This is a genomic window from Desulfotomaculum sp. OF05-3, from assembly GCF_003435535.1.
GTDB lineage: Bacteria > Bacillota > Clostridia > Lachnospirales > Lachnospiraceae > Pilosibacter > Pilosibacter fragilis.
The window spans coordinates 105,703-127,667 of sequence record NZ_QWGO01000002.1 but is presented as its reverse complement, the minus strand read 5'-3'; the positions used below and the strand labels follow the sequence as shown (position 1 = coordinate 127,667).

21 protein-coding genes, 1 pseudogene and 1 riboswitch are annotated in these 21,965 nt (G+C 46.1%); of the genes and pseudogenes, 10 read left to right on the top strand and 12 right to left on the bottom strand.

Annotated elements, in window-relative coordinates:
* The first annotated feature begins 14 nt into the window (after positions 1 to 14).
* From DXA87_RS02180 to DXA87_RS02160, 5 genes and pseudogenes are all read left to right on the top strand, one after another.
* The gene (locus tag DXA87_RS02180) at positions 15 to 1,094 is read left to right on the top strand and encodes a PDDEXK nuclease domain-containing protein (RefSeq protein ID WP_117503131.1); all 1,080 of its coding nucleotides are present in this window, start codon (positions 15 to 17) and stop codon (positions 1,092 to 1,094) included.
* Positions 1,095 to 1,323: 229 nt separating this feature from the next.
* Positions 1,324 to 1,983 carry a hypothetical protein gene (locus DXA87_RS02175; RefSeq protein ID WP_117503130.1) on the top strand — a complete coding sequence of 220 codons (660 nt, stop codon included), beginning with the start codon at positions 1,324 to 1,326 and terminating at the stop codon, positions 1,981 to 1,983.
* A 33-nt stretch (positions 1,984 to 2,016) separates the two neighbouring features.
* A complete protein-coding gene (locus DXA87_RS02170) occupies positions 2,017 to 2,394 on the top strand; it encodes a hypothetical protein (protein WP_117503129.1) in 378 nt (125 codons plus the stop codon).
* Positions 2,395 to 2,454: 60 nt separating this feature from the next.
* Positions 2,455 to 2,553: pseudogene (locus DXA87_RS18680) on the top strand (VOC family protein); the annotation flags it as partial.
* A 104-nt stretch (positions 2,554 to 2,657) separates the two neighbouring features.
* Positions 2,658 to 2,729, top strand: a riboswitch (Fluoride riboswitch).
* A gap of 50 nt (positions 2,730 to 2,779) precedes the next feature.
* A complete protein-coding gene (locus DXA87_RS02160) occupies positions 2,780 to 3,985 on the top strand; it encodes a cation:proton antiporter (RefSeq protein ID WP_117503128.1) in 1,206 nt (401 codons plus the stop codon).
* Between the two features lie 252 nt (positions 3,986 to 4,237).
* Here DXA87_RS02160 and DXA87_RS02155 read toward each other — a convergent pair whose 3' ends face one another.
* On the bottom strand, positions 4,238 to 4,549 hold the full coding sequence (locus tag DXA87_RS02155; RefSeq protein WP_117503127.1) for a hypothetical protein: 312 nt from the start codon (positions 4,547 to 4,549) through the stop codon (positions 4,238 to 4,240).
* A 118-nt stretch (positions 4,550 to 4,667) separates the two neighbouring features.
* On the bottom strand, positions 4,668 to 5,150 hold the full coding sequence (locus tag DXA87_RS02150) for a hypothetical protein (protein WP_117503126.1): 483 nt from the start codon (positions 5,148 to 5,150) through the stop codon (positions 4,668 to 4,670).
* 157 nt (positions 5,151 to 5,307) lie between these two features.
* On the opposite strand from DXA87_RS02150, the gene DXA87_RS02145 reads away from it, so the two are divergent.
* Complete coding sequence (locus DXA87_RS02145; RefSeq protein ID WP_117503125.1) at positions 5,308 to 6,033, top strand: response regulator transcription factor; 726 nt, start codon at positions 5,308 to 5,310, stop codon at positions 6,031 to 6,033.
* Positions 6,034 to 6,593: 560 nt separating this feature from the next.
* Entirely contained in the window at positions 6,594 to 7,460 is an 867-nt protein-coding gene (locus DXA87_RS17870; RefSeq protein WP_158552995.1) for a HAMP domain-containing sensor histidine kinase, read from the top strand.
* 314 nt (positions 7,461 to 7,774) lie between these two features.
* Here the strand turns inward: DXA87_RS17870 and DXA87_RS02135 are convergent, their stop codons facing one another.
* Positions 7,775 to 9,031: an amidohydrolase gene (locus tag DXA87_RS02135; RefSeq protein ID WP_242998003.1), complete on the bottom strand. Its 1,257-nt coding sequence runs from the start codon at positions 9,029 to 9,031 to the stop codon at positions 7,775 to 7,777.
* A gap of 396 nt (positions 9,032 to 9,427) precedes the next feature.
* On the opposite strand from DXA87_RS02135, the gene DXA87_RS02130 reads away from it, so the two are divergent.
* Complete coding sequence (locus DXA87_RS02130; RefSeq protein WP_007888235.1) at positions 9,428 to 10,030, top strand: Type 1 glutamine amidotransferase-like domain-containing protein; 603 nt, start codon at positions 9,428 to 9,430, stop codon at positions 10,028 to 10,030.
* A gap of 371 nt (positions 10,031 to 10,401) precedes the next feature.
* On the opposite strand, the gene tyrS is transcribed toward DXA87_RS02130, so the two are convergent.
* Positions 10,402 to 11,625: a tyrosine--tRNA ligase gene (tyrS, locus tag DXA87_RS02125; protein ID WP_117503122.1), complete on the bottom strand. Its 1,224-nt coding sequence runs from the start codon at positions 11,623 to 11,625 to the stop codon at positions 10,402 to 10,404.
* A 705-nt stretch (positions 11,626 to 12,330) separates the two neighbouring features.
* Between tyrS and uraA the strand changes: the two genes are divergently transcribed.
* Entirely contained in the window at positions 12,331 to 13,584 is a 1,254-nt protein-coding gene (gene uraA / locus DXA87_RS02120) for a uracil permease (RefSeq protein WP_117503121.1), read from the top strand.
* Positions 13,585 to 13,911: 327 nt separating this feature from the next.
* A complete protein-coding gene (locus DXA87_RS02115) occupies positions 13,912 to 15,174 on the top strand; it encodes a M20/M25/M40 family metallo-hydrolase (protein WP_158552994.1) in 1,263 nt (420 codons plus the stop codon).
* A 136-nt stretch (positions 15,175 to 15,310) separates the two neighbouring features.
* Here the strand turns inward: DXA87_RS02115 and atpC are convergent, their stop codons facing one another.
* From atpC to atpB, 8 genes are all read right to left on the bottom strand, one after another.
* Positions 15,311 to 15,715 (bottom strand): ATP synthase F1 subunit epsilon, encoded by a 405-nt coding sequence (gene atpC / locus DXA87_RS02110; protein ID WP_117503119.1) that lies wholly within the window; start codon positions 15,713 to 15,715, stop codon positions 15,311 to 15,313.
* Between the two features lie 11 nt (positions 15,716 to 15,726).
* A complete protein-coding gene (gene atpD, locus DXA87_RS02105; protein WP_117469054.1) occupies positions 15,727 to 17,118 on the bottom strand; it encodes a F0F1 ATP synthase subunit beta in 1,392 nt (463 codons plus the stop codon).
* Between the two features lie 162 nt (positions 17,119 to 17,280).
* A complete protein-coding gene (atpG, locus tag DXA87_RS02100) occupies positions 17,281 to 18,156 on the bottom strand; it encodes an ATP synthase F1 subunit gamma (RefSeq protein WP_117483488.1) in 876 nt (291 codons plus the stop codon).
* 15 nt (positions 18,157 to 18,171) lie between these two features.
* Positions 18,172 to 19,674 (bottom strand): F0F1 ATP synthase subunit alpha, encoded by a 1,503-nt coding sequence (atpA, locus tag DXA87_RS02095; RefSeq protein ID WP_117483489.1) that lies wholly within the window; start codon positions 19,672 to 19,674, stop codon positions 18,172 to 18,174.
* Positions 19,675 to 19,773: 99 nt separating this feature from the next.
* Positions 19,774 to 20,322, bottom strand: coding sequence for an ATP synthase F1 subunit delta (atpH, locus tag DXA87_RS02090; RefSeq protein ID WP_117503118.1), 549 nt, complete (start codon positions 20,320 to 20,322; stop codon positions 19,774 to 19,776).
* Positions 20,310 to 20,825: a F0F1 ATP synthase subunit B gene (gene atpF, locus DXA87_RS02085; protein WP_117483491.1), complete on the bottom strand. Its 516-nt coding sequence runs from the start codon at positions 20,823 to 20,825 to the stop codon at positions 20,310 to 20,312. Before atpF ends, atpH begins: the two co-directional genes overlap by 13 nt.
* A gap of 69 nt (positions 20,826 to 20,894) precedes the next feature.
* Positions 20,895 to 21,149: an ATP synthase F0 subunit C gene (gene atpE, locus DXA87_RS02080; protein ID WP_015553054.1), complete on the bottom strand. Its 255-nt coding sequence runs from the start codon at positions 21,147 to 21,149 to the stop codon at positions 20,895 to 20,897.
* Positions 21,150 to 21,262: 113 nt separating this feature from the next.
* Positions 21,263 to 21,955, bottom strand: coding sequence for a F0F1 ATP synthase subunit A (atpB, locus tag DXA87_RS02075; RefSeq protein WP_117483492.1), 693 nt, complete (start codon positions 21,953 to 21,955; stop codon positions 21,263 to 21,265).
* Positions 21,956 to 21,965: the final 10 nt, after the last annotated feature.

The following is a 21,965-nucleotide window of genomic DNA, read 5'->3' as shown; positions in this document are numbered from 1 at the left end:
AGAAAGGGTTATATATGAGTGAATTGATTAAGGCTGATAATGAATATAAAGAGTGGATTACCGGAATATCTACTGATTTTAGAAAAAGCCAAATCAGAGCTTCTATGAAGATAAATGATGAGATGCTAAGGTTTTATTGGAAGCTTGGTAAGGGTATTTCATCTATGAGTGAACAGTTCGGATATGGAATGGGATTCTATAAAACGGTGAGTGATGATTTGAAATCCATTTTGCCAGATGTGAAATCATTTTCTCCAACTAATTTGAAATATATGAGATACTTTTATGAGATGTATTCTGATGCAGTATTTTGTCCTCAGGTTGAGGATGAATTGATTGCAGATGCAAATCGTCCCCAAGTTGGGGATGATTTACAAATCATTTTTAGAATTCCATGGGGACATAACAAAATAATACTCGATAAATGCAGAGGAAATTCTGCAAAGGCATTGTTTTATATCAGAAAGACTATTGAAAACAATTGGTCAAGAAATGTTTTACTAAACTTCTTAGGAACGGATTTGTATGAACGCCAGGGCAAAGCAATAACTAACTTTTCTAATACACTTCCGATAGAACAGAGCGATTTAGCGCAAGCAATTACGAAGGATCCATACAATTTTGATTTTTTGACTTTGCGTGAAAGGTATGATGAAAAGGAACTAAAGGATGCGCTTATAGAGAAAGTTAATAATTTTCTTATGGAGTTAGGTACTGGCTTTGCTTATATGGGCAGGGAAGTGAGAATTGAGGTAGGAGATACTGAAAAATTTATAGACATGTTATTTTACAATACTCAAAGGCATTGCTATGTAGTTGTAGAAATAAAGACAGGAAAATTTGATTCTTCCTATGCAGGTCAATTGGGAACTTATGTTGTAGCTGTTAATCATCAGATGAAAACAGAAGCTGATAATCCTACTTTGGGACTTCTGATTTGTAAAGATATGGATAAAGTAGAAGCCCAGTATGCATTAGAATCAACTAGCCAGCCACTTGGTATTTCTAGTTATGAATTATCAAAACTTATACCAGAAGAGTTCAGAGGTAGTATGCCTACCATTGAAGAGATTGAGGCTGAATTAAATGAATAACTTCCAGGTTGTCGAGCTGATAACTTATATCCTCGAAAGGCAGAAGAAACAGAGCTAAAGCATTTTGGTAAAATGTTTTTTGAAGTAAGGACTCAATAAAAGCACATGACCTTGACGGAGGCTGGTATTGTCCAAATTGCAAGAAGGTAATTGTGCTTTGGAAGCAAACGAGCAAAGGCAACTCCCAATTTATCGAACCCATACAAACGGGGAGTTGGAGGAGGTATCTATGATAAAGCGATTTGATAAAGTTGATGGCAGTTATGTTGAAAAAATATATGGGCAAGATAGATATGGCTATTCCAAGAGTGATACGATAGATTTCTATGATTTAGTCGAGTTAGCAAAGGAAGGAATTAGTAGAGGATCGGTTGTACTTATCTATGATTTCGAAAAAGGGAAGGTATACACTCCATTTGAAAAGCAGAATAATATTGTTTATGGAGATCCGGTATATGTAGAAAAATTCATATATTTTTTGCAGTGTGATTATAACAAGAAAAGAATTTCTTTATATCGCTATTTACCAGAGAAAATACTGGAAAAAGTTGCAGAATTAAACCTCGATGATTTGAATCCATATAATTTGCATATTGTAGGTAATCCACTATATATCATAAGTCAGGAAGCTGGAGAAGGATTTCGATGTTATTATCCAACGGAATTTTTCTTCCCATTAAAGCACAATGAATCGGTGATTTTTATAGAGGATGGCAAGGTCTATATTGAAGCTTGGATAGAAGAAGGTTGGGATGACGAAAACAACTGTGCAACAGATGATTATAAATATTACGACAAAATCATAGTAAAAGATTTTGCAGGTAATAAAATTTCCGAAGAGGTAGGTTGTTTGAACAAAGGTCCTGATGGAAATTGGTGGATTTCATAAATACAAACAACTCGATTGGTCGGAAACTGGTGAATGATAATGGCGATAAATGTAGAGCAGACAAAAAAGTATTATAAGGATATTAAGCAAGAGGATTTGTGCGACTGTAATTACTGTAAGAATTATTATTTGCAAGTAAAAGATGCATATCCTAAGGTAGCAGAGTTTTTGGACAGCATAGGAATAGATATTGAAAAGCCATTTGAAACAAGCCCATTAGAGCCTGATGAGCATGGGATGCTGGAGTATTGTATATGCCAGTATATAGTAATTGGTTCCGCTCCAAGTGAATTATCAAAAGAAATAGAAAATGTGAAGATTGATATTTCAGAATCGCATCCGAGTACAGATCTGATTCAGGAACATTTTGTGATAGACATTTATCCAATCTGTTTAAAATGGATTCTGTAATGCGGGCAAATTCCAGTTTGATGAAATAAAGAAATTATTGGAGAGGGAAAATATGGTTGGAAGTATTTCGATTTCAGAGCAGATGGATTTGGGAAAAGCAGAGCGTTTTATTTCAGAGACCCGGATGGAATCATTCTTGAGATGATGCAACCGTTATAAAAGGAGACTAATCAGAATTTGTAGTATGATTTGTGAATCAAAGTGACAATGATGATAATTTCCAAAATAACTTGACATGATAAGAAGTCAGAGGTATTATTGAAACCGTTAAAGGGAATGAAGTTCTCCCTTGGGAAACCTAAACCGCTTTTTAAGCTGATGACTTCTGCGATTATCTGTTCGCAGAAAGGCATCAGCTTTTTTGCGTCCAAAGGAGGAGAATTTTATGTTAACATCACTGGCTTTCATTTTTCTTGTTGGTCTGTTCATGGCTGCAATTTGTCAACGGCTCAAGCTGCCCCGCATTATTGGTATGCTGATTACGGGTATTGTGCTGGGACCTTATGTCCTTGACCTGCTCGATCCCTCTATCCTGTCCATTTCCGCTGACCTACGGCAAATGGCTCTTATCATCATTCTGCTCAAAGCAGGGCTATCCCTCAATCTGGCTGATTTGAAAAGGGTAGGACGACCCGCCATTATGATGTCCTGTGTCCCGGCAAGCTGTGAAATATTAGCGTTCTTTCTGTTTGCGCCTGGCATTTTAGGCGTTACCAGAATAGAGGCCGCTGTCATGGGCGCTGTCCTCGGCGCAGTTTCTCCGGCAGTCGTTGTGCCACGCATGGTTCAGTTGATGGACTCAAAATACGGCACAGACAAAAGTATTCCCCAGCTTATTCTGGTAGGGGCGTCCTGCGACGATATTTTCGTTATTGTGCTGTTCTCTACCTTTCTCGGCATGGCACAGGGCGGTCATGCAAATTTGATGGATTTTATCAATATCCCGGTTTCCATCGTCCTCGGCATTGCCTTGGGCGCAATCACCGGGTATCTGCTCAGTTTGTTTTTTGAAACTGCCTACACACATAACCACTGCGTCCGAAACAGCATGAAAGTAATCGTTGTTTTGGGCGTATCGTTCCTGCTCATGGCGATTGAAACATGGTTGAAGGAGAGTATATCTGTCTCCGGTCTGTTGGCCGTAGTAAGCATGGCTTGCGTTCTCAAAATCAAAAGTGTTACCTTTGTATCAAAACGATTGTCTGAAAAATTCGGAAAACTCTGGCTGGCGGCGGAAGTGCTCCTGTTTGTGCTGGTCGGTGCGGCGGTGGATATTCGTTATACACTGAACGCTGGCATTGCGGCGATATTGATGATCTTCCTCGCCCTTATTTTCCGTTCTGCGGGTGTTGCTCTTTGTTTAGTCGGCACACCTTTGACATGGAAAGAGCGTCTTTTCTGTATGATTGCCTATCTACCCAAAGCCACTGTACAGGCAGCAATTGGTTCTGTGCCACTTGCAGCAGGTCTTGCATGTGGGAAAATCGTTTTATCAGTTGCCGTTATGGCAATTGTTACTGCTGCTCCTGTGGGTGCTTTTGGAATGGATGTCTTGTATAAGAAATTATTAAATAGAGATTTAACAGATTGATATATCGAGTATAAATCCAAGTTTGAAGAACCGTTAGGTAAGTTCAGGTTCAATAAACCCATGTGTAAATATGCATATTACTTAGAATTTTAAGTAAGGGGAACACTTTTCCGAAATGGGAGTAAAATAATACTTTTTATGAGCTATCTATTGCATCACATACACTAAGAGCAGCGGATAGCATTCCGCTGCTCGTAATAGCTTCTTCTTTTATTGGAATATCGTTTTAAAAACCGGCTGCATGGACGAGATTCATGTATTCTCTTCCGCATTATAATACTTTGTATCTGCATTTACCGCAAACGGAATTCCTGCATCACTCAATGCTTTCGTCATAAATCCTGCAAATACTGTCTGTTCTTCTACACTATATGTATTTCCTTTATTATAGTTTCCCGGCATCCAGGCTCCAACCCATGTCGGAATCCCCGTCTGCTGCTGCCATGCAAGCGCCGTCTGGATCTTATCTGTAATCAGCTTCTTCTCAGCATCCGTTCCCGTAGTCCACAGCTTCTTTTCATTTGCCTTATCCGGCCCGGATGCGTAAAAGTGCCATTCTGCCATAAGATATCCATTGTGTGCACTTGGAATTTTCAGCTCTGACAAATAATTAGGGGCTGACCGCCAGAAGCACAGAAGCTGCCAGGCCCAAATAAATTCTTTTCAATCTTGTTTCCTCCACTTATTGCCCGGAAGAAAGAAGATCATCAATCTGTTTCCAAATGCTATTGATCTCTTTCAGCATTTCCAGACGTTTTTCCTTTTCTTTTTCTGCTTCTTTTAATTTTAGGATTGCTGTGTCAAAATCTTTGTTCTCGGCAGCCGCTTTCGCTTCTGCGCGAAGATTCTTTACCTGGGAATCCCCGTTTTCCTCACGGATCATCTTTATTTTCCCACGAAGTGTTTTTGCCTCTTTCCACACACTCTTATCGACCGGAAGCTCTCCTGTCTCCTTTTTGTTCAGATGAATATTCTTGAAATGTTCCTTGATAGTTTTATTGGATTCCCTGAGAACATCCATCTGCTCCTCCATCACTTTCATCTCAGTACGGATCGGTTCCGCTTCCGCCCTATATTCTTTTCTTGTCTCAGCCGCAAACGCAGAGAAGGACATGATTGCAGTAAGCGATAACGCCGCGCATAAAATTTTTAAACTCTTCTTCATCTTGTTACCTCCATCAGTAAATTATTTTATGTGTTTATCATACCGTTATCCCTATGTGCATTACCAGTTCACCTGTGTGGCAAGAATGTGGCAATCATTTACGGTTTTAAACTTTCATGTTAATATGAAAACATAAATACAAACGAGGTAATTTATCATGTCAAAACTGATCTATGTAGTAGATGATGAGTCAAATATCCGTACAATGATGCAGCTATTTCTTGAAAATGAAGGCTTTACAGTAGAGACGTTTAAAGATGGTCAGGAAGCCTGTCAGGCCTTTTCCGCAAAAGAACCCGATATGCTGATCCTCGATATCATGATGCCCGGAATCGACGGTCTCAGTCTATGTACCTATTTCCGTCGTCAAAGCCACGTTCCCATTATTTTTGTATCTGCCAAAGATACGCCGCTCGACCGTGTTATGGGAATCACTCTCGGAAGCGATGACTATATTACAAAGCCCTTTCTTCCATTAGAGTTCGTTGCGCGGGTAAAGGCATTATTCCGCCGGTCTGATCCACACTTTTACGATGCCGGCATGACCGATCCTGTCACTCGGTTTGTATGTGGAAATCTGGTTCTTTTTCCTGTCAGCCACAGAGTCACAATTCAGGAACATGATCTCAATGTAACACCGACAGAATTTGATTTTCTGCTGTATATGATACAACGGGCAGATAACGCTGTTTCTAAAAAAGAATTAGCCGAACAGGTCTGGCATTTTCAAGGTCCTGATCCGGAAGCAGATATGCCGGAGGATTTTATTAAACGACTTCGAAAAAAACTACTTTCGTTCGGATCTACTGCCCTGATCGAGACGGTATGGGGCTTTGGTTATCGAATGAGCGAACGAAGGCCAGAAGGGATCGAATCAATATGATTGGAAAGAGTATCCAGACACGTTTATTTTCTGCAGTTTTTCTCGTGATTTTTATGATGACTTTCGGAGTCGGAATCACCTTTTTCCTTTCTTCCCGTTGGTATGTACAGTACACTGCCAGGAAAGAAACAGAGCATCTGATCGGGATGGTTCAGTCGGAGTCGGATCGTTTGAGCACTGACCCGGCTTACACTTCTTCAGATTCTAAGGAAAATACGCGCGAATCTTCAAAAGCTTTGCTTCGTTCTGTCCGGCTGCAGCTTAGAGATCAGCCTTATAATGGTATATTTTTGATTTTTAATTCCAAGCAAAAACTTGTCTTCCCTAAATCCAGTAATGACCGGAATATTTATCCGGTATCTGCTTTGGAGGAACAGTGCCGCCGGATGATCCAGTCAGGGGAACTGATTTCCGGAAAAACGTCCCGCATTTTACTTTCTGAAGACTTCTGGTACATCAGTATGTATGTGTTTCCGTCCAGTACACCTGTACGGGCAAAGTATTTTGTTTCGGTTGTCCAAATTCCGGATTCATCTGTTTTCTGGAATTATACATGGAAATTGTATCTTGCGATTTTAATCGCTTCTGTGTTTTTATCATCTTTTTTAGTATGGGGAATTGCAAGAACCATCTCTGTCCCGCTCCGGCATCTTTGTCTCCAGATCCAGAGGATCAATGGAGAAACAGACGCACAGATCCATGATTCCTATTCTTTAAATGAACTGGAATCTTTAAAACGATCCTATAACCAGATGGAAGAAACGATCCGAAGATCCGAGGAAGAAAAAAGACAGTTTTTTCAAAACGCTTCCCATGATCTGAAAACGCCGCTTGCGTCTATCACCGGGTATTCCCAGGGGATCGTTTCCAATGTCATAAAGGATCATCAGAAAGCTGCCAGTATCATTCTTTCTGAAAGTCTGCGCATGACTGACCTTGTAGAAAGCATTCTTTCTCTCTCAAAAATGGACAGTCACACATTTGACCTGCATCCGACAGATCTGGAAGTCATGGAATTTCTTGATGAGTGTGTGGATATCATGAGTACGATCCGAAGGGACTGCGTGATACATCTTGAAGCTGCACGTCCACTAATGATCCACACGGATCCGGAATTGTTGAAGCGGGTGATACAAAATATTCTTTCAAACTGTCTGCGATATGCCGATCACGAGATTCTGATCCGTATGAGTACAGATGGTAACTCGCTGATCCTTCTGATACAGGATGATGGTCCAGGATTCCTGGAAAAAGAGCTCCCTCATATTTTTGAACGTTTTTATAAGGGTGATGGTGGAAAAAATGGAATTGGTCTTTCGATTGTATGGACCGGCATCCACTATCTTGGCGGATCCATTACCGCCGGAAACCGCGCTGTGCCGGAACACGGGGCTTATTATCGGCTTTTATTGCCTCTGTCTTTTTAACCGAATCAAGTAAGTCCTAGCTTCAATTGCGAAAAGCAATAAGCAGTGGGTGGAGACTTACTTGTATCAGGAGGAGTGCAAGTTCCTTCTGATAAACTGCGGAGCAGTTATCCGGTTATGAGCAAGCAGCGAAACGGATTGCGAATATCCGCTTGACAATTGCCAATCTCTCGTGCAAACACAGGCTTTAACTCGGTACCCACGTATGTACGCAAAAAGACCGGCATATCAAATTTCTTCTTGATACACCGGTCTTTTTATTGCTATTCGGCCTTTTTATCCGTTAATGGTAATTTTTACCATTTCTGTTGCTTTTACAGGTTTCTCTCAACCAGATTCTTTAAGGTTCCCTCGAACGGCTTGAACGGAATCTCCTTGTCGTAGTTTAAGAAATCTTTCACGTATCCAAGTGCTGCTGCAACACCGTAGATCATACCGCGCTCATCCACATCGAATTCCGGTGTGTGATGGTTTGCACCGGTTCCGGCCTCCTCGCTCTGGATGCCTGTGAAGGTGATGATACCCGGCCAGAGCTTTAAGCATGCCTGCATGCTCTCAGATGCCATCCACGGCTGTGCAACCGTAACAGCATCCTCACCGATATATTTTCTTACTGCGTTCTTCGCGATCTCGCTGCAGACTGCGTTGTTCTGGCATTCGAACAGCGGATCCGGCATATGAAGGATTTCATATGTACACTGGCAGAGCTCGCACTCTTTCTCGACTACATCCATCAGCTGTTTTACAAACGGTGCGCCTGCGCCGTCAACATTGAAGGTACGGATCGTACCGCCGAAGGTCAGCTCGTCCGGAATAATGTTGCGGACGGTTCCGCAGTTTACGAAACCAACGGAGCAGGTCAGGATATCCGTCGGAGCCACATATTTCATGCGGATCATATTGATATGGTTATAGATATTGTTGAAGCAGTCTAAAACACTGTGGGCAAGATCCGGACGGGATCCGTGACCGGCCTGGCCGTGAAGCTTGATGATAAATCCGTATGCACCGGAAAATACCGCGCCTGGCTCCGCGGAGATCGTTCCTGTCGGAACATCCCATTTTACATGTGTTGCCATACAGGTATCGATCTTTAATTTCATTGTCTCAACGGCATACGGAAGTAGATTTCTGATATTTCCGCCGGCTTCCTCGCCGCGCTCAAAGAGGAGGACGATATTGCCGTTTAAGTCTTCCTTATTCTCGTTTAAGATCTTTGCCTCAGCGAGAAGCATCGCTGTGTGGGCGTCATGTCCGCAGGCGTGGGAGATTCCATCGTTCTTAGAGATGCAGACCTTTTCCTTTGTGAGGTTTGTCTTGCTCTCCTTGATTGGAAGTGCGTCCATATCGGCACGAAGAAGAACGGTTTTTCCAGGTTTTCCGCCGTGGATCTGTCCGATAATACCACCTTCCGGAACGACTACATACTCGATTCCCAGCGCATCGAGCTCAGAGGCAATATATTTTACTGTCTCGTACTCAACACCGCTGTTTTCCGGATACTCGTGCATATGTCTTCTGATCCTTACCATGTAGTCGAAATTTTTCTTCGCTTCGTTTAAAATATCCATATTTTCTCCATTCCGGCGGAACCGCTTCGCCATTTACCGACAGCGCAGTTTGTCCGTCTCTTCAGTTTTGGATTTTCAATAACTGCTGATATCTTCACAGTCATGATCTGAAAATATCCGTTTCCAGATATCTCTATATTAACACGCGCAGGGAACTAAATCCAGTCCCCTGCGCAGCTTATTTTTTTAGTCCCTATTTACATTTGTGTGTCTGATGTATCAACAGTATAATGATACATTTCACGAATTGCATATGCAATCAGAAAATCAAGTAGTCCAAATTCCATAAAATGAGATTTTAGGGCAAATTACAGACATTGACTTGGCTGTAGTATTTTTAAACAACGTGTGTTAGACTACTGTTATACAAATCGAAATTTATAAAGGAGAATATTGATGAAATTATTTTTATGTTCGCACTTTTCAAGTGTAGGAAGTCTGATAAAGGAAGAAATTGAAAATAAGAAAGTCGCATTTATTCCAACAGCTTCACTGCGTGAAGGCTACACCGGTTATGTCGGCTCGGCTCGAAAATTATTCAAAAAGTTGGGAGCGATCGTAACTGAAATTGATATTTCAACGGAGGCTTATTCAACGATACAGTCTGTTTTTGAAGAAGCAGATGTGATATATTTTACCGGCGGAAATTCTTTCTTTCTTATGGACCAGCTCCGTAAAACGGGAACTGATGGACTGCTGAAAAAGGAATTGGCAAATGGAAAATTGATGATCGGCGAGTCGGCAGGCGCAATTATATGCGCTCCAAGCATCCAATATATCGAGCAAATGGATGAAAAGCCGGAGGACTACTCACAAGAAGATGATGCAGGGATTGATTTGATTGATTTCTATGTTCTTCCGCATTATCTTACAGCACCATTTAAGAAAGTTACCGAGAAAATAATGACTGAGTTTTCGGATTTGAATCTATGCCCAATTAACAACCGTCAGGGAATTGTAATTGATGGTGAAGATTCAAAGGTTATTTGCAAAGACTAATTTGAAAATTCCAGTTTGTCAATTACAAGTGACATTGAAAGAGTCAGCCCATTCAAGGTGCTGGCTCTTTCAAAAATTCCATTCTAATAAATTGCATGATAACTTAGAGTAAAAATGAATACCCATTAGCCGGAAATGAATAGAAAATGAATAAAAGTGTGGTGTTTCGTATAATTATGAGTTAGTATGCATCAGACACACTTTTGTAAAAAGGGAGTTTTTTTATTTAACGTTACAGTACACGGGCACTCCATGCCCGCGCACTGTAACAGGATTTTGCTGATACTTCGCATTCCGAATCGGCAAAATCCGCGGTCATAACGATATCATACGGAATTTTCAGTTCAGAAAATTCCTCCCATGAAAAGTAACTATTTGACTACAACGCGTCTGAAGTTCTTCTTACCGCGCTTTACAACGATTCCTTCACCGGAAAGCTGCTCTTTCGTGTATACAGCCTTAATATCCTTCACGATCTCACCGTCTACGGAAACGCCGCCCTGCTCTACGTTTCTTCTCGCCTCAGAGCGGGATGCGCAGAGACCGGATTTCTGTACGATGGAAAGGAGGTCGATCGAACCATCAGAAAGATCTGCGTCGGAAAGTTCTGCTGTCGGCATTTCTGCCGCAGCGCCGCCTGTGAATAATGCACGTGCGCTCTCCTGTGCTTTCTTTGCTTCCTCCTCGCCGTGAACAAGGCTTGTAAGCTCGTATGCAAGGATCTCCTTCGCCTGATTTAACTGGCTGCCTTCCCATTTGTCCATCTCATCGATCTGCTCAAGCGGAAGGAATGTGAGCATGCGCAGGCACTTTAATACGTCTGCGTCACCGACGTTTCTCCAGTACTGGTAGAACTCAAACGGAGTCGTCTTATTCGGATCAAGCCATACAGCGCCGGACTGGGTCTTACCCATCTTCTTGCCCTCAGAGTTTAAGAGCAGTGTGATCGTCATTGCGTGCGCGTCCTTGCCGAGTTTTCTTCTGATCAGCTCTGTACCGCCGAGCATGTTGCTCCACTGGTCATCGCCGCCGAACTGCATGTTGCAGCCGTATCTCTGGAACAGCTCGTAGAAGTCGTAGCTCTGCATTAACATGTAGTTGAACTCTAAGAAGCTTAAGCCCTTCTCCATTCTCTGCTTGTAGCACTCCGCGCGGAGCATGTTGTTGACGGAAAAGTGCGGTCCGATCTCTCTTAAGAAATCAATGTAATTTAAGTTCATGAGCCACTCAGCGTTGTTTACCATCATGGCTTTTCCTTCGGAGAAGTCGATGAAACGGCTCATCTGCTTCTTAAAGCAGTCACAGTTGTGCTGAATTGTCTCAACCGTCATCATAGTTCTCATATCGGTACGTCCGGACGGATCTCCGACCATTCCGGTGCCGCCGCCGATCAGCGCGATCGGCTTGTTTCCAGCCATCTGCAAACGTTTCATTAAGCAGAGTGCCATGAAATGTCCCACATGAAGGCTGTCCGCAGTCGGGTCAAAGCCGATGTAGAATACGGCTTTTCCTTCATTGACCATTTTGCGGATCTCTTCTTCGTTTGTGACCTGCGCGATCAAGCCGCGGGCCTGTAACTCTTCGTAAACTCCCATTTTGTTTACTCCTTTTCTGTAATTTTCTGCGGATGTTCGTTTCTTCCGCCTGTGTTGGTCTTTATATGAAGACCTGCTATCCGGACGAAGCGTTCTTTCTCCTGCTGCCTGACTCTTTCAGTCTCAGTCCAGTCCGGCAACTCCGGCACTGAACATTCTCATTGCAGGTACAAAAAAGCCCCGTCCCTTGTTTCCCAAAAGGACGAGGCATACGCTCGTGTTACCACCTGATGTTCCCGAAACGCTCACACGCTCCGGCTCATGGAGTCCTCATCATAAAAGACCCCGGCATTTCTAACGGGTGCCAGTTCCGTCACAGCCTACTCACATTCTCCGGATATCTCCGTTCACGCTTTCGGTGTGCAGCTCCGGGATGTATTCAGAAAAAGAAGTCCGCGCGCCTCTCATCCACCGGCAGCTTTCTGTGCGGAGCAGGTCATTTCCCTACTTGTTCCCTTCATCGCTTTTCCATTATATACCGCATGCTTTAACGCGGCTATATGGGTCATTATATGGAGATTCCAAAGCTTTGTCAAGAGCGGAAGCCCAGAAATTCGTTAACTTCATATCCTTTCCTGCAATTTCCCCCTGATTTTTTCTGGACAAATAACAGGAATGTGATAGAATAGAAAAAATGCCTGAAACCGGGAACGTCCGGCGCAGGCGCAAGTACTAAAAAACCAATTATTCTCAAGGAGGTCCCGTATGGAAAGCCATAAGATCATTCAGGTGGACGAAAAGGTTCCCTTTAACCTTCTGATCCCCCTGAGCATCCAGCACATGTTCGCCATGTTCGGCGCATCCGTTCTCGTTCCGTTCTTATTCGGAATCAATCCCGCGATCGTTCTTTTCATGAACGGTGTCGGAACTCTCATGTTTATCTTTATCACAAAGGGAAAAGCTCCCGCCTATCTCGGTTCCAGTTTCGCATTTCTCGCCCCGGCCGGCATCGTGATCGCAAAATTCGGTTATGAATATGCCCTCGGCGGATTCGTTGCCGTCGGTTTCGTCGGATGTATCCTCGCATTCATCATTTATAAGATCGGATATAAATGGATCGACGTCGTTCTCCCGCCTGCTGCCATGGGGCCGGTCGTAGCCCTGATCGGATTGGAGCTCTCTTCCAGCGCGGCAAGCAATGCGGGACTCTTGGACGAGACCATTGATCCGAAGAATCTGATCGTGTTCCTCGTAACACTTGGCTTTGCCGTTTTCGGTTCTGTCCTGTTCCGGGGATTTTTATCTGTTATCCCGATCCTGATCGCCGTGATTGCCGGATATGTCGCTGCCGTTGCATGTGGGATCGTTGATTTCTCTGCGGTTGCCGCTGCCCCGATCTTTGCGATCCCGAACTTCACCGCTCCAAAATTTAATATGGAAGCGATCATGATCATCATGCCGGTCATCCTGGTCATCACCTCCGAGCATATCGGACATCAAGTTGTAACAAGTAAGATCGTCGGCCGCGACCTCTTAAAGGATCCGGGACTTCACCGCAGCATCTTCGGTGACAACTTCTCCACCATGGTCTCCGGACTCATCGGTTCCGTACCGACGACCACCTACGGTGAGAACATCGGCGTTATGGCTGTCACAAAGGTTTACAGTGTTCAGGTCATCGCCGGAGCAGCCGTGATCTCCATCATCTGCTCCTTTATCGGGAAATTATCGACCCTGATCCAGACGATCCCGGGACCGGTCATCGGCGGAATCTCCTTCCTGCTCTACGGTATGATCGGAACCTCCGGTCTCCGTATTCTGGTCGACTCCAAGGTCGACTACGGCAAAAACAGAAACCAGGCCCTGACTGCCGTGATCTTTGTAACCGGCCTCTCCGGGATCAAGGTGAATTTCGGCAATGTGCAGCTCACAGGTATGGTCCTTGCATGTGTTGTCGGCATGATCTTAAGCCTGATTTTCTATATTTTTGATAAGATGAAGTTTACAAATGATCAGTAAAAGTAACTAAGTGTAACCATCTGGAATAAAACGTAAACTTGCAGGTTCTGCTCTGGTATGCGGTTCATCTCCGCTATCGTTTCAGAACCTGCTTTTTATTTTTTCTACAGCCTGTCCCGCACACATTTCCCCGTCCTTTTTATTTTTTACTCCCGGCTCATTCAAACCGATACTTTTTTCCTGCCCTCTTTTTCCTTTTGTTCTCTGACGATATTTCCTATATAAACTATATTTACAGAATTATTAGTTTTCTCTGTTTTATTTACAAATTTTCTTTTCCGCGCTATGATATTTCTATCATATACAAATCGAAAGGATGGTTCCCACATGAAAGAAGCGATTCAGACACTTATAACGTCCGACAAGATGGCTCACGCCTTCGAATACCTGAAACAGGATGAAGCGCACACCATCGACCAGCAGATCGAGCTTGTTCAGATCTCCTCCTTCAGCCCATTTGAGGAGAAGTGCGCGATCCGTTTTAAAGAGCTTCTGACCGAGGCAGGTCTCGATCCGGTGATGGATGAGGTCCACAACGTATACGCCCATATCCATGGAACCGGTAATGGTCCGACCCTCTATGTCTCCGCTCATCTGGACACCGTATTCCCGCCGGAAACTCCGCTCCCGGTGAAACGCGAAGGAACAAAGATCTACGCGCCCGGAATCGGCGATGATACCCGCGGACTGGCTGAGATCCTTACACTGGCAAGAGCCATCAAAGAATCCGGCTTAAAACCGGTCGGTGATATCATCATCGGAGGCAACGTCGGCGAGGAAGGTCTCGGAGACCTCCGCGGCATGCGCCACTTCTTCTCACAAAATGCCGACAAGGTTGACGGTTTTATCTCCGTTGATGGAGCAGGCTGTCTGATCTGCCACGGCGGCACCGGAAGCCACCGCTACGAGGTAACCTTCCGCGGACCGGGTGGACATTCCTTCGGTGCCTTCGGTCTTGTCAATCCGATCTTTGCCATGGGGCGTGCTATCTCCTATATCTCCGAGCTCCGCACCCCGAGAGAACCGAAGACTACCTTCTCCGTCGGTGTCGTAAACGGCGGAACCTCCATCAATTCCATCGCGTATGAGTGCTCTATGCTTGTCGATATCCGTTCCAACGGCTTGAAGGAGCTTGAAGAGCTTGATGCAAAGCTTCAGGAGTGCATCAAACGTGCAGTTGAGGATGAAAATAACCGTTGGGAAACCGAGCGTTCCTACGAAGAATCTAAGGACAGCTTTGATCACAACGGACGTATCACTGTGGAAGTAAAACAGATCGGAAACCGTCCGGCGGGAAGCCAGCCGAAGGACTGTGAGATCGTGAGCGCGGCGGCAGCAGCTTTTGAGGCATGCAATGAGACTGTAGAATATGAAAGCGCAGGAAGTACGGATGCAAATATCCCGATCAGCCTTGGAATCCCTGCGATCTGCGTCGGCGGAGGCGGAAAAGGCGGTGCCTGCCATTCCGTTGACGAGTGGTATGACAGCAAAGATGCCTATAAAGGCTCCCAGAGAGTTCTGGCTGCGATCTTCGCGCTTGTGGGACTTGATGGGGTAAGTGAGCCGCTGCTTTCCAGGCGGAAAAAATAAGCTCCGCGCCAAAATACCTTTTGTCTCCAACATCATAATATAAAACAGCATGCCGGAAAGTCTCCTGTAAGTCCTGCTTACAAGCGTTCTTCCCGACATGCTGTTTTATTTTCCACTGCGTTTCACAGTTCTATCTTTAGTTTCCATCCACCAGCGACAGTCTCACCAGCGCCCGCTTCAAAGCGGCTTCAGCGCGATCAATATCGGTCTGTGGATTCTTTTCCGCCAGACGTCTCTCTGCGCGGATCCTGGCCTCGTTGGCTCTCTTTCCATCAATATTCTCCGGCCACTCGCAGGCTTCTGCGAGGATCGTCACCTTCTCTGGCAGGATCTGTAAAAATCCGGAAAGCAGCGCCGCTTTTTTCACGCCGTCTGCCCCGTGGATCTTAAGAACACCCGGCGCAACCGCGACAACCATCGGGATATGCTTCGGATAGATTCCGGTTTCCCCGTCTGCCGTGTTGAGCTCCACCATCGAAACCTCTCCGTCGAAAAACGCCTCATCCGGCGTAACGATCTGAAGTCTCATCATTTCCGCCATGTCCACACCCCCTATTTCACGCGGGCGAGAACATCATCAATATTTCCTGCGTTGAGGAACAGATTCTCCGGAATATCGTCATGTTTGCCTTCGAGGATCTCCTTGAAGCCCTGGATCGTCTCGGAAAGCGGAACATATCGGCCTTCCAGACCGGTAAACTGTCCGGCTACAAAGAACGGCTGGGATAAGAATCTCTGGATCTTTCTCGCACGGGATACGGTAAGCTTATCTTCCTCGGAAAGCTCATCCATACCGAGCATTGCGATAATATCCTGAAGCTCCTTATATCTCTGCAGCACTTCCTGTACGCCGCGGGCAACCTTGTAATGTTCCTCACCAACAATACGCGGATCAAGGATACGGGACGTAGACTCAAGCGGATCTACAGCCGGGTAAATACCAAGCTCTACGATAGAACGGCTGAGTACGGTCGTCGCGTCCAGATGGGTAAAGGTATTTGCCGGAGCCGGGTCTGTTAAGTCATCAGCCGGAACGTAAACTGCCTGTACAGATGTGATGGAACCGTTCTTTGTGGAGGTGATCCGCTCCTGAAGGGCGCCCATCTCTGTCTGTAAGGTCGGCTGGTAACCTACGGCTGACGGCATACGTCCGAGCAGCGCTGATACCTCGGAACCGGCCTGACTGAAACGGAAGATATTGTCGATGAATAACAGCACATCTTTTCCGCCTTCGTCACGGAAATACTCTGCCATGGTAAGACCGGTAAGGCCCACACGCATACGGGATCCCGGCGGTTCGTTCATCTGGCCGAACACCATGGTCGTCTTATTGATAACGCCCGAATCGGACATCTCATAGTAAAGGTCATTTCCCTCACGGGTACGCTCACCAACGCCTGTAAATACGGAATATCCGCCGTGCTCTGTCGCAATATTTCGGATCAGCTCCTGAATCAGAACTGTCTTACCTACACCGGCACCGCCAAACAGACCGATCTTTCCACCCTTCTGGTACGGGCAGAGGAGATCAACGACCTTGATACCTGTCTCAAGGATCTCTGTCTCTGTGGACTGTTCCTCAAAGCTCGGGGCTTTGCGGTGGATCGGGAGCTTTTTCTCCGTCTTCGGAGCTTCTTTATTGTCGATCGGCTGTCCCAGAACATTGAAAATTCTTCCAAGTGTCTGCTCACCGACCGGCACCATGATCGGTCCACCGGTCGCTACGGCATCCATGCCGCGGACAAGACCGTCGGTGGGACCGAGAGCGATGCATCTTACCGTATCATCACCGAGATGCTGGGCAACCTCAACCGTGAGGATCCCGCCATCCTTTGTGGTGATCTCAATGGCGTCATTGATCTCAGGCAGCCCGCCCTGGGGAAATTTGATATCCAGAACGGCACTGATGACCTGAGTAATTTTACCAATGTTTTTCTCTGCCATCTCACTTCTCCTTGTCTCTATCATAACTATTCAGCCACTCAGGCCAGCGGTAAAAATCCATTCCAGCACATTATGCTGACTGATTTCTGTCTCCTGTATGCTGTCTTTTACCTTCAGCACCGCAAGTACACAAGTTTGCCAAATAATTACTCATATTTCTTTTTAACCATCGATGGCATTCGCGCCCGCGATGATCTCTGTCAACTCCTGAGTGATGGAGCCCTGACGCGCGCGGTTATACTGCAGCGACAGTTTTCCGATCATCTCTTCCGCGTTGTTCGTAGCCGAATCCATTGCAGTCATTCGCGCACCGTTCTCACTGGCAACGGCCTCTAAGAATGCCCCGTAGATCAGGCTGCTCACATACTTCGGAATAATTGCATCCAGAACTTCGTCCTCGTCCGGCTCATAGTTCATAATGAGAAGATCCGATTTTTCTTCTTTTACTTCGCCCTTTGGCCCTGCTGCCGCAAGATCCACCGGCAGAAGCTTTAAGAACGTCGGGATCTGGCTTACGGTATTTTTGAACGCCGTGTACGCCAGATAGATCTCTCCGATTTCATTCTTCTCAAACATGGCTAAAAGCTCTTTTGAGATCTGCTGCGCGTCGGAGTAGAGCGGCTCGTCGATCACGTCGGAGTAATCCGCTTTGATCTCATAGCCTTTCCTTGCGAGTCCGTCGCGTCCTTTCCGCCCGATCGCAAAGATGAGGGCGTCCTCTTTCGGGATCCCGCTCTCCGTCACGAGACGGATGATGTTGGAGTTATATCCGCCGGCAAGTCCGCGATTGGAAGAAATGACGATAACTGCCTTTTTCTTCGAATCCCCGCTCTTTAAATAGCGGTGCCGGATCCCGGTGGATTTCTTCAGCATCTCCTGAATCGTCTGGTACATCAGATTGAAGTACAGTCTCGAATTTTCCGCCTTCGTTCTGGATTTCTGGAGTTTTACAGTGGCAACAAGTTTCATGGCTTTGGTAATCTGCTCGGTACTCTCAATACTGGATTTCCTTCGTTTAATATCTCTCATGGTTGCCATGATACATCACCTGCCTTATCTTGCTGCCTTGCACTCTTCAATAGCTTTTTTCAGCAATTCTTCAGTCTCCGGTGTCATCTGCTTCGCCTCGCGGATGCTTGCCGGGATCTCCGGATACTTTGTATCGATAAACTTAAACAGTTCCTTCTCGAACTCAAGAACCTGATTTGTCGGAATATCGAGGAGATATTTCTTTGTCGCCGCATAGATAATGATGACCTGATACTCGACCGGCATCGGCTGATACTGCGGCTGCTTTAAAACTTCACGGATGCGTTCGCCCTGGGCTAGCTGTTCCTTCGTGCTGGCATCAAGTTCGGAACCGAACTGGGCGAAGGAAGCGAGCTCGCGGTACTGGGCAAGCTCCACACGGATCGGAGCAGCGATCTTCTTCATCGCCTTGATCTGTGCCGCGCCGCCAACTCGGGATACAGAAAGACCCGCATTGATCGCCGGGCGGAAACCGGAGTTGAACATCTCGGTCTCTAAGTAGATCTGTCCGTCTGTGATGGAGATGACGTTTGTCGGAATGTAGGCCGATACGTCACCCGCCTGCGTCTCAATGATCGGAAGTGCGGTAAGGGAACCGCCGCCAAGGTCATCGGAAAGTCTGGACGCACGCTCTAACAGTCTGGAATGCAGATAGAAAACATCGCCCGGATATGCCTCACGTCCCGGCGGTCTCTTAAGAAGCAGGGACAGGGTACGGTATGCCGCCGCATGCTTACTTAAGTCATCGTAAACGACAAGAACATCCTCGCCGTTCTCCATCCACTCTTCACCGATCGCGCAGCCGGAATACGGGGCAATATACTGTAACGGGGCAAGGTCGGAAGCTGTTGATACGACAAGCGTCGTGTAATCCATCGCACCGAACTCCTCAAGAGTTTTCACGATTGTCGCAACTGTTGATGCTTTCTGTCCAATTGCAACATAAATACAGTGAACTCCCTGTCCCTTCTGGTTAATAATCGTATCGATCGCGATCGCCGTCTTACCAGTCTGACGGTCGCCGATAATAAGCTCACGCTGTCCGCGTCCGATCGGAACCATGGCATCGATCGCCTTGATACCTGTCTGAAGCGGGGTATCTACGGATTTTCTCTCGATAACACCGTGGGCAACACGCTCGATCTTTCTGAATTTATCCGTAAGGATCGGACCTTTTCCATCGATAGGCTGTCCTAAGGCATTCACGACACGTCCTGTCAGGGCATCGCCCACAGGAACCTCAACGACACGTCCTGTCGTCTTTACGGTGTCTCCCTCACTGATGCTTGAGGAATCACCGAGCAGAACCGCTCCGACGTTGTCCTCCTCAAGGTTTAACACCATGCCGTAAACCTCTCCCGGAAATTCCAGAAGTTCTCCCTGCATGGCATTCTCAAGACCGTGGATTCGTGTAATGCCGTCCGCTACCTGGATGACAGTACCCACGTCAGAGACTTCCAGCTTCGTCGAATATCTTTCGATCTGCTCCTTGATGACCGAGCTGATCTCTTCTGGTTTTAAATTCATTTGAGGTCTGCACCTTCTTTCTTTTTCCATTTCATCACGTAACTGTTCAGTATTATTTCTGCTGCCGGACTGCTGTTTCCAGTCCTGGATCCGCCGGGATCACGCCAGCTGCAGCTTCATTAAGTCTCTCCGGATCTCTCCAAGTCTTGTCCTGATGCTGTTGTCCACCACGCGGTCACCGATCCTGATCACGAGTCCTCCGAGGATCGCAGGATCAACGCTATAGGTAACCTCCAGACTCACAAAAGCTGTTGTCTCCAAAAGCTTCGCCTCCGTATGGGCCTTCTGCTCCGCGGAGAGTTCCACCGCACTTGTGACAGTTACGATACCGATCTTTTTATATTCCTTTACACGATTCACAAAATAGTCGAGGATCTTCGGGAGCTCCTTCTGCCGTCCCTTTTCGATCACGGTCTCAAGAAATCCCATCAGGTCATCAGAAACTCTTCCTTTAAAGATATTTTCCACAACCTTTAACTTCTCTTCTTTTATGATCTGCGGATGGTTCAAAAATTGTACAAGGTCTGCATTCTCCATGAGGATCGTCTGCAGTGACTGTACTTCCTCATATACGGGCGACAGCATATCCCGCTCCATGGCAGCTTCAAACAGCGCGTCGCCGTAGACCTTTGACACTAACTTTGCCATGTGCTCTCACCCATTTCCTTTAAAGTCTCCTCGATCAGGGAATCCTGGATCTTTACATCCATGGAAGCGGCAACCGCCTTCTCTGCCATCAGGGACGCAATGGAAACGATCTCCGTCTTCATGTCCTCAAGCGCTTTCTTCTTCTCCAGCTCGATCTCCCGGTTTGCCCGGTCAACGATGCGGTTTGCTTCCTCTCTCGCTTCCGATAAGATATCAGCTTCCTGCTTTTTCGCTTTTTTCCTCGCTGCGTCGAGAATTTCTTGCGCCTCTTTGTCGATGGACTTTATTTTATCCTCATACTCCGCTTTCAGCGCGAGCGCGTCTTCGCGGCTCGTCTTTGCCGTTTCCAGATCGCCTGCGATCCGCTTTCTTCTTTTTTCCAGTACTTCACGCGCCGGATTAAAGAGGAAATACGACATTACAAAGAACAGGATAAAAATATTGATTCCCGTGATCACAATGTCGTTGATCCATTGAGGGTCAAAATTTATTAACCGTTCCAAGGTCTCATCTCGCCTCCTTTACAAACTTCCGCGCATACCCGGAAGTTTTTTTCTGTTCCCATATCCGGATCAACCGAACGGCTTAACGAACATAAGGATAATGGCAACAACAAGACCATAAAGACCGGTCGTCTCGGCAACGGCCTGTCCAAGAAGCATGGTCGATGTGATATCAGATTTCGCGCCCGGGTTGCGGCCGACTGCAGATGCGCCGAAACCAGCGGCGATACCCTGTCCGACACCAGGTCCGATACCGGCGATCATCGCGATACCGGCGCCGATTGCTGAGCAAGCATGGATCAAATCCTGTCCTGTAATATTCATAGATAAAACCTCCTGTAAAAAAATTTTATAGCTGTCATTCGCAGCTACAGGCAAAATCCTTTCCGATCGACTGCGTCGATGGGGTCCTGCCTTCCCTGTTCCGCCCTGCGTTCCTACAGTTTATCATTTACATAGACCATAGTCAGCATGCAGAATACGTATGTCTGGATGCACCCGGAAAACAGGTCGCAATACACATGAAGTGCGGCCGGAATACCGATTTTTAATAAGACCGGCATCATTCCGTACCAGAGACCCATGATAATAACTCCGGACAGCATGTTCGCGAACAGACGAAGGGAGATCGAGATCGGATTCGCAAATTCACCGATCAGATTGATCGGGAACAGCACCGGGAGAGGTTGAAACAGTCCCGTAAAGTGTCCGACACCATGATTTTTGATTCCCTGGTACTGTACGATCGCAAACGTAACCAGACCAAGAAGGAACGTAACACCAAAGTCGGCAGTAACCGTTCTCAGGCCGAACAGACCACTCAGGTTGCAGAACAGAATAAACAGAAAAATTGTTCCGATATAGTTCGCAAACCGGTTCGCTGAACTGCCAAGAATCCCTGTGGTCATATTTTCCAGCATTTCCATACCGAATTCGATGATATTCTGGAATGTTCCAGGTACATCCGTCGCATGTTTTAATGCACGGTTCGCGGCTATCACCAGAATCAGCAGAACGATCGTAACGATCGTCATTCCGACCGTTGTTGTCGTCAGCCAGAGTTCATGACCGAAGAGATGGTATTTCACGATCCCGTGGATCATGAAATCAGCACCACTGCCACCATTCATCCTTTTTCCT